At 69.9% G+C, this 6,988-nt stretch carries 8 protein-coding genes; 4 read left to right on the top strand and 4 right to left on the bottom strand.

Annotated elements, in window-relative coordinates; all coding sequences use genetic code 11:
* Positions 1-121: 121 nt before the first annotated feature.
* Both A5771_RS12545 and A5771_RS23390 read right to left on the bottom strand, forming a co-directional pair.
* Positions 122-742: a superoxide dismutase gene (locus A5771_RS12545; protein WP_064855547.1), complete on the bottom strand. Its 621-nt coding sequence runs from the start codon at positions 740-742 to the stop codon at positions 122-124.
* A 184-nt stretch (positions 743-926) separates the two neighbouring features.
* Positions 927-1,079: a hypothetical protein gene (locus A5771_RS23390; protein WP_165612856.1), complete on the bottom strand. Its 153-nt coding sequence runs from the start codon at positions 1,077-1,079 to the stop codon at positions 927-929.
* A 421-nt stretch (positions 1,080-1,500) separates the two neighbouring features.
* Between A5771_RS23390 and A5771_RS12540 the strand changes: the two genes are divergently transcribed.
* Together A5771_RS12540 and A5771_RS12535 are read left to right on the top strand one after the other, a co-directional pair.
* Positions 1,501-2,589, top strand: a complete 1,089-nt coding sequence (locus A5771_RS12540) for a DUF4328 domain-containing protein (protein WP_064855543.1) — start codon at positions 1,501-1,503, stop codon at positions 2,587-2,589.
* A 4-nt stretch (positions 2,590-2,593) separates the two neighbouring features.
* Entirely contained in the window at positions 2,594-3,409 is an 816-nt protein-coding gene (locus A5771_RS12535; RefSeq protein ID WP_064855546.1) for a glycerophosphodiester phosphodiesterase, read from the top strand.
* A gap of 19 nt (positions 3,410-3,428) precedes the next feature.
* Here the strand turns inward: A5771_RS12535 and A5771_RS12530 are convergent, their stop codons facing one another.
* Positions 3,429-3,968, bottom strand: coding sequence for a ferritin (locus A5771_RS12530; RefSeq protein WP_064855542.1), 540 nt, complete (start codon positions 3,966-3,968; stop codon positions 3,429-3,431).
* A gap of 137 nt (positions 3,969-4,105) precedes the next feature.
* Positions 4,106-5,224 carry an LCP family protein gene (locus A5771_RS12525; RefSeq protein ID WP_082947213.1) on the bottom strand — a complete coding sequence of 373 codons (1,119 nt, stop codon included), beginning with the start codon at positions 5,222-5,224 and terminating at the stop codon, positions 4,106-4,108.
* Between the two features lie 296 nt (positions 5,225-5,520).
* Between A5771_RS12525 and A5771_RS12520 the strand changes: the two genes are divergently transcribed.
* The gene (locus A5771_RS12520; protein WP_064855544.1) at positions 5,521-6,216 is read left to right on the top strand and encodes a DUF1275 family protein; all 696 of its coding nucleotides are present in this window, start codon (positions 5,521-5,523) and stop codon (positions 6,214-6,216) included.
* Positions 6,217-6,331: 115 nt separating this feature from the next.
* Positions 6,332-6,988 (top strand): PGRS repeat-containing protein (locus tag A5771_RS24330; RefSeq protein WP_342707872.1); only part of this gene is annotated, 657 nt, incomplete at its 3' end.

Below are 6,988 nucleotides of genomic sequence, written 5' to 3'. Positions count from 1 at the left end.
AGGAGATCCCGCGGGGGGGGGGGTCAATGGGCACTCGGCTCGGGGTTTTAAACCTATTGGGTCCGTAACCCCCCGGGGGGCGCCGCCCCACCGGCGCGACGCCCCGCTTGAGGCACTGTGGCTAGAAGATCAGACCCGAGGTCTTCGAGGTGGCGGCCGCGAAGCGGGACTGCACGTCAGCCCAGTTGACGACGTTCCAGAATGCCTTGACGTAGTCGGCCTTGACGTTCTTGTACTGCAGGTAGAAGGCGTGCTCCCACATGTCGACCTGCAGCAGCGGGATGATGCCCAGCGGCACGTTGGCCTGCTGGTCATAGAGCTGGAAGGTCAGCAGCTTGCCGCCGAGAGTGTCGTAGCCGAGCACCGCCCAGCCCGAACCCTGCAGGCCGTTGGCGGCCGCGGTGAACTGCGCGCGGAACTTGTCGAACGACCCGAAGGCGTCGTCGATGGCGGCGGCCAGGTCGCCGGTCGGCTTGTCACCGCCGTTGGGGGACAGGTTCTTCCACCAGATCGAGTGGTTGACGTGCCCACCGAGGTGGAAGGCCAGGTTCTTCTCGTTCAAGAAGATCGCGCCGTGGTCGTCGTTGGCGCGCGCCTCGGCGAGCTTCTCCAGTGCGCTGTTGGCGCCGCTGACGTAGGCGGCGTGGTGCTTGCTGTGGTGCAATTCGTTGATCTGGCCCGAGATGTGCGGCTCAAGGGCTCCGTAATCCCAGTCCAAGTCCGGCAAGGTGTAGTCGGCCACGGGGTTCCTTTCTTCGGTCGATCCGGTGTCGATCACCGTTGATCATTGTCGACTTGCGTTGACGCGCCGGCGGCAACCCACCGCCCACCGCGGGCGCGGTGTGGTGAGGCCACCTCGATCAACACTGCTCCAACGCGCGGTGTACCGCAACAACGGGTCGCGCGGCCCCCGCCGCGCGCGGCGTCTAAATCAGAATGATCGCCAGCAGGAAGGTCAGCAGCACCAGGGCGACGATGCCGGCGCGCAACGAGGCCAGCAGGTAACCGCGCTTGTAGGTCGACGATCCCGCGTGCCACCCGGCCGCCGTCGCGGCGGGCCCGATCGGACGTGCCGTCATTCCCCTGCCCTCAGCATCCCTGTCGCCCCCACAACTTCGCCGTCGCGCCCCGCTCGTGAGGCGCATCACAACCGTTCTGTGACGGCGATCATAGCGCTTCGCGGGCGCGGTGGAAAAACTCGGCGGGTAACGCCCGCCTGCCAGCAGCAATGCCCGGCAGGGGCGGCGGAGGGCAGCTGGTTAGTGAAGCAAGAGATTTCGCTCGGCGCTGTTAATCAGCTCACTTTGGCGACGGCGCGTTATCCACAGTCGCCCCTTCGAGCGAGCTGCAAACGCCACCTCATAGGACTCCCTACCCGCAGCGGCTATGTGGATAAAACTGTGGAAACTGTGGATAGCACGGTGGTAGCTGGAAGGGGCTCGGAACGGCCGTCCGCCGCGTCCCGGACCCCATCGCCGAGGCTCTCGCTACGCTGGTGCGGTGATTCAGGTGTGCTCCCGCTGCGGCACGCGGTGGAACGTGCGCGATCGGCGGCGGGCCTGGTGCCCGCGCTGCAACGGCGCGCTGTGGGCGCCACTGACACCCGGGCAGGAAGCGGAGCTGCAGTGGGCCCAGCCCGGGCATCCGGCGCCGCCCGGGCCGTCCCAGCCGGGGCCTGAGTCGCCGCCCCGGTTGGGCCCTGGTTATCGCTGGATCGCGGTGCGCCCCGGACCGCCGCCGCCGCCGCGTCGCCGCCGGCGGCCGCTGGGCCCCACCCCCCGCTATTCGGTGATGCCGCGCTGGACGCTGATGGGCGCGCCCAATCCGGTTGCCGCGCAACGGAAACCGGAGGAACGGGTTGCCCCGCCGGCCCGGTCGCTGGAGAAGGCGCTGGGGGGTGCGATCGCCGCACTGGGGCTCGCCGCGCTGGTGCACGCGCTGATCTACCTGCTGATGATCATCAACCGCACCAGACTGCTGCATCCGCTGATCGCCGGCGGCGCGGTGTGGCTGGGCCGGCTGGCCGGTCTCGCCGCGATCGCCGCGGTCGTCCACTGCGCGGTGGTGCTGACCAGATGGCTGCTCGCGCGGCGGGCGGCGGCGTTCGCCCGGCAACATCTGCCCGAGTCGCGGCCGGCCTGGGCGCTGTGGGCCGGCTGCCTGGTGCCGTTGGTCAACCTGGCCTGGGCGCCGGTCTACGCGCTGGAGCTGGCCGGGCGAGAGGATCGGCTGGGCCGGCTGCGTAAACCGATCGTGGTGTGGTGGCTGGTGTGGGCGGTCGCCACGGCGGCGGCCGTCTTCGCCACCGCCACCAGCTGGACCGACGACGCGCAGGGCATCGCCGACAACATGGTGGCGACGGTGGTCGCCTACCTGTTGGGCCTGGCCGCGGTGGTGGCGGCCTCGCGGGTCGTCGAGGGATTCGAACAGCGGTCGATGGGACGGCCCGCCCACCGCTGGGTGGCGATCGCCGACGACCGTGGCGCGGCGCCGGCGGGGCCGCCGGAGACCGCGTCGTCCGCGGAGCCGGAAACCGTTGCGACACCGGCTGCTGTGGATGGGCCCGGCGGGCGGGAACCGGCAGCATAAACCCATGGCAGCGACCGACGAGGTGGTGGCGGAGCACCCGTTCGTGGTTGCGCACCGGGGTGCGTCGTTCGACCGCCCGGAACACACTCTGGCCGCCTACGACTTGGCACTGCAGGAGGGCGCTGACGGCGTCGAGTGCGACGTGCGGCTCACCGGCGACGGTCACCTGGTCTGCGTGCATGACCGGCGGGTGGACCGGACCTCCAGCGGGGCGGGACTGGTCAGCGAGATGACGCTGTCGCAGTTGCAGAGCTTCGACTACGGGGCCTGGCACGACGGCCGGCCGGCCGGCCCGCCGGAGGCGGCCGAGCTGCGAGACACCGGACTGCTCACCCTCGACGCTCTGATGGCGCTGGTGCTGGACTGGCAACGGCCGGTGAAGATTTTCATCGAGACCAAGCATCCGGTGCGCTACGGCGCGCTGGTCGAACGCCGGCTGCTGGCGATGTTGCACCGCTTCGGGATCGCCTCACCGGCTTCGGCGACCCGCTCGCGTGCGGTGGTCATGTCGTTCTCGGCGGCGGCGGTGTGGCGGATCCGTCGGGCGGCCCCGCTGCTGCCGACGGTGCTACTGGGATCCGCCGCCCGCTACCTGGGCGGCAGCGCTGCGACCACGGTCGGAGCCACCGCCATCGGACCCTCGATCGCGACGCTTCGAGAGCACCCCGAGCTGGTCGACCATGCCGCCGCGCGCGGCCGCGCGGTGTACTGCTGGACCGTCGACCGCGACGAGGACGTCGACTTCTGCCGGGACGTCGGCGTCGCGTGGATCGCCACGAATCAGCCCGCCCGAACCAAGGCGCGGTTGCGGGCGGGCTGATCAGCCGGCGGGCGAGGTGTCAGCTGCCGGCGGCGCGCGGTGCGCCGGGCTCCGGTGTACCGGTGCCGATCTCGCGGGCGATGAAGCTCTCCAGGTCGAACAGGTTGTGCCCGGCGCGATCGGCCACCCGCAACAGCCGGGACATCGTCGCCACCTCTTCGACCTGCTCGCGCAGGAACCACTGCATGAACTGCTCGCCGAGGTGGTCGCCCTCGTCGCGGGCCGCGCTGGTCAGCCCGCTGATCTGCTCGGTGACGGTGCGCTCCTGGTCGAGCATCAGCGCCAGCGCGTCCCGCGGAGCGTCGAAGCGGTTGCGCACCGCGTCCACTCCGGGGATCTCGACGGCGACGCCGCGGTCGATCAGGTACTGCACCATCATCATCGCGTGGCTGCGTTCTTCGACGGCCTGGGCGTAAAAGAATTTCGCCAATTGCGGAAAATCGCCGCTGTCAAAATAGACGGCCACCGCGACGTATTGCTGCGCGGCGGTGAATTCGTGGTAGATCTGCTCCTGCAGCAGGGCGTGGAATTTCGACGTGTGGTTATCGATCTCGGACATGATTGCGATGCTACCCCAGGTCAGACCGGGTGCGCATCCAAGGTGAGGCTTACTCAGGGAAGCTTTGCCTAAGTAAAGATAGGGTAGGCTGAAATAGCTCTTACGCCGGGCGGTAATTCCGGATATGCGAATTGGCGTCAATTATCGGGGCCGGCTTCGGGCGGCTCGTCGCGGCTCAACGCCTCGAATAGCCGAGCAGCTTGCCGGTGGTCCCATACCACCGCGTCGCCGGAGTCGGTGTAGGTGGACTCTCCGACCGGCACGGTCAGCATCATGGTGGGGCCGCGCAGTGCCCAGCCCAGTGCGGCCAGATCCAGCACGCCCGCGCCGGCGTCCACCGTCAACGCGTGCACGGCGGCGTGGGGCACCGCATACCAGCGCCGCGGGTCGAGCCAGACCGCCGGATCGGCGATGCGCGCCACCAGTGCCGACAAGAAAAGCCGCTGGTGGTCCATCCGGTCCAGATCGGCGCGTGGGGTGGCCCGGCTGCGCACGTAGCCCAGGGCGGCCCGCCCGGCCAGTTTCTGGCAGCCGGCCGGCAGGCTCAGCCCGGCCAGCGGGTCGTCGATCGGTTCGTCCGGGCACAGGGTGACCCCGCCGAGGGCGTCGACGAGCGCGGCGAACCCGCCGAAGCCGATCTCGACGTAGTGGTCCAGCCGCAGGCCGGTGGCCTGCTCCACGGTCCGGGTCAGCAGTGGCGCTCCACCGAGGGCGAACGCGGCGTTGACCTTGTCGTCGCCGTAACCGGGGATGGGCACATAGGAATCGCGCGGGATGGACACCACCGTGGCGGGCGAGCCGGAGCCGGCTTCGGGCAGATGGATGAGCAGCATGGTGTCGGTGCGGCCGTTGCCGAGGTCGCCGCCGGTGGTCAGGTGCTGCTGCTGGTCGGCGGTGAGGTCGGCGCGGCTGTCGGAGCCAACCAGCAGCCAGGTCGTGCCGCGGCCGTGTGCCGGCCGCTCGGCGTAACCGGTGAACACCGCGGCGCGCTGCAGCGCGCTGTCGAGCCAGACGGCGCCACCGGCCAGGCCTGCCGCAGCGGCCAGCACCGCCAGCAGGGCCAGCACCACGAGTCGGCGGGCCCAGGAGCGCCGCCGCGGGATGCGCGGTGGTGACGGCGGTCGCCGCTGCGGCGGGGGCGGCGGCGGAGGTGACGACCGATACGGCCGGCGCTGCAGCAGTGGCGGCGGTTCCCGGGGTGGTGGCCGGCGATCCCACGGACGCTGCGGCCCCCCGGGTCTGCGATCGCCGCTCACCCGCTCAATCTACGCGAACCAGATACCCCCAAATGGGTGTCAAACACCATAGCGAGGGCCGGTTCGCGCTCTGGAAAATGGTGGCACCGGTGTGTCGGCGCTTCGCGATTCATGTTGCATCCCACGATGTTCCGCCTCGGTTGGTGGGCAGACGACCGCCCTTCCTGCCGAGTGTCGAGCCGGCTGACAGTGCCCGATGACGGGAAGGAAACCCGCTGGTGCCCGATCAATTCTCATGCGACCGCTGCGCTGAGCCGGCTCAATGCGCTGCCCAGCCCGACAGCGCGGCCACTCGGATCCGGGATAGTGACAGCGAGACCAGGTTGTCGTGGGTCCTGGCCGGCCTGGCGGGTCTGCTGGGCGCAACGGCGTTCACCCATTCCGCCGGCTACTTCGTCACCTTCATGACCGGCAACGCACAGCGCGCCGTGATGGGCTACTACGCCGAGGACGACTGGGCAGCGTCATCGCCCTGGCTCGCGGCCTCGGCGGCGCTGCTCTTGGTCGCCTTCGTGGCCGGGGTGGTCAGCGCCTCGTTGTGCCGGCGGCATCTGTGGCCGACCCGGCCCTATGCCACCACGGTGCTGACCACCGTGGCTCTGGTGCTGGCCACCGTGGTCGACGCCGTGCTGCTGGGCGGCCCGGAGCTGCCGCTGCCCTTCTTCCCGATCCTGTTGATGACGTTCGGTATCGGAGCGCTGAATACCACCTTCGTCGACCGCAAGGGCGAGGTGTCGATCCCGTTGAGCTATGTGACCGGCACGCTGGTGAAGATGGGCCAGGGCATCGAGCGGCATCTCAGCGGCGGGGAACCCGGCCACTGGCTGGGGTACTTCCTGCTGTTCGGGGCGTTCGTGCTCGGGGCCGCGATCGGTGGCGGGATCGGCCTGGTCGCCGGCGGCACCTACATGTTGGCGATCGCCAGCCTGATCTGCGCACTGGCGACCGGATACACCTATTTCAGCGGGGACCGCCGCGGACTTCGGAGCTGATTCCGGCCTACGGTCCACCACACGGACGTTTCTCAGGTGACGCTAGTGATTTTCGCACCACGTTGTTATCTTTGCTGGGTTGTCCTCCGCCGTCATGGAAAGAGGTCTACCCAGGATGACTCGTCGGGTCAGCACGAAGCGGAATCTTGTCGGGGCCGGGTCCGCGGTGGCGGCGTTTCTGGCGTTCGGGGTGACGCCGTTGGCTCCGGCGCCGGTGGCCGCTGCCGAGGGCTTCGACGAGGTGTTCGAGCTGGCGCTGGCGCCGTTCGTGGACACCGCCAGCGGGGACTGGGATGCGCTGTTCAGTCCGGCGGCCTGGGAGGCGTTCTTCGACCCCGGGCACTGGGATGGGCTGCTGGCCGGCATAGCGACCGCGTCACCGAGCCTGTTCGCCCCCGACCTGACCGGGCTGGTGCACGACTGGTACTACACCCCGCTCTACACCGGTATCGACAGCCTGGTCAGCAGCTCGTGGATGGCGCCGATCGTCGACGGGTTCAACCAGCTCAGCGGGTCACTGGGGCTGGGCATGATGATCGGCGACGGCGCGGCCGGTACTGCCGAGCATGCCGCCGGTGGCGCCGGGGGCTGGCTGTTCGGTGACGGCGGGGCCGGCTGGGACAACACCGAGGCCGGTGGCGCCGGTGGAGCCGGTGGTGCGGCCGGGTTCTTCGGCAACGGCGGGGCCGGGGGCGCCGGTGGCGAGGGCGGGGCCGGGGGGGGCGGCGGGGCCGGCGGGGGTCATGGGCGTCGGCGGCACCGGTGGCGCCGG

The sequence above is a fragment of the Mycolicibacter sinensis genome (assembly GCF_001667375.1).
GTDB classification, from domain to species: domain Bacteria; phylum Actinomycetota; class Actinomycetes; order Mycobacteriales; family Mycobacteriaceae; genus Mycobacterium; species Mycobacterium sinense_A.
The sequence above is the reverse complement of the archived record's forward strand: the minus strand, read 5'-3'. Positions and strand labels throughout refer to the sequence as shown.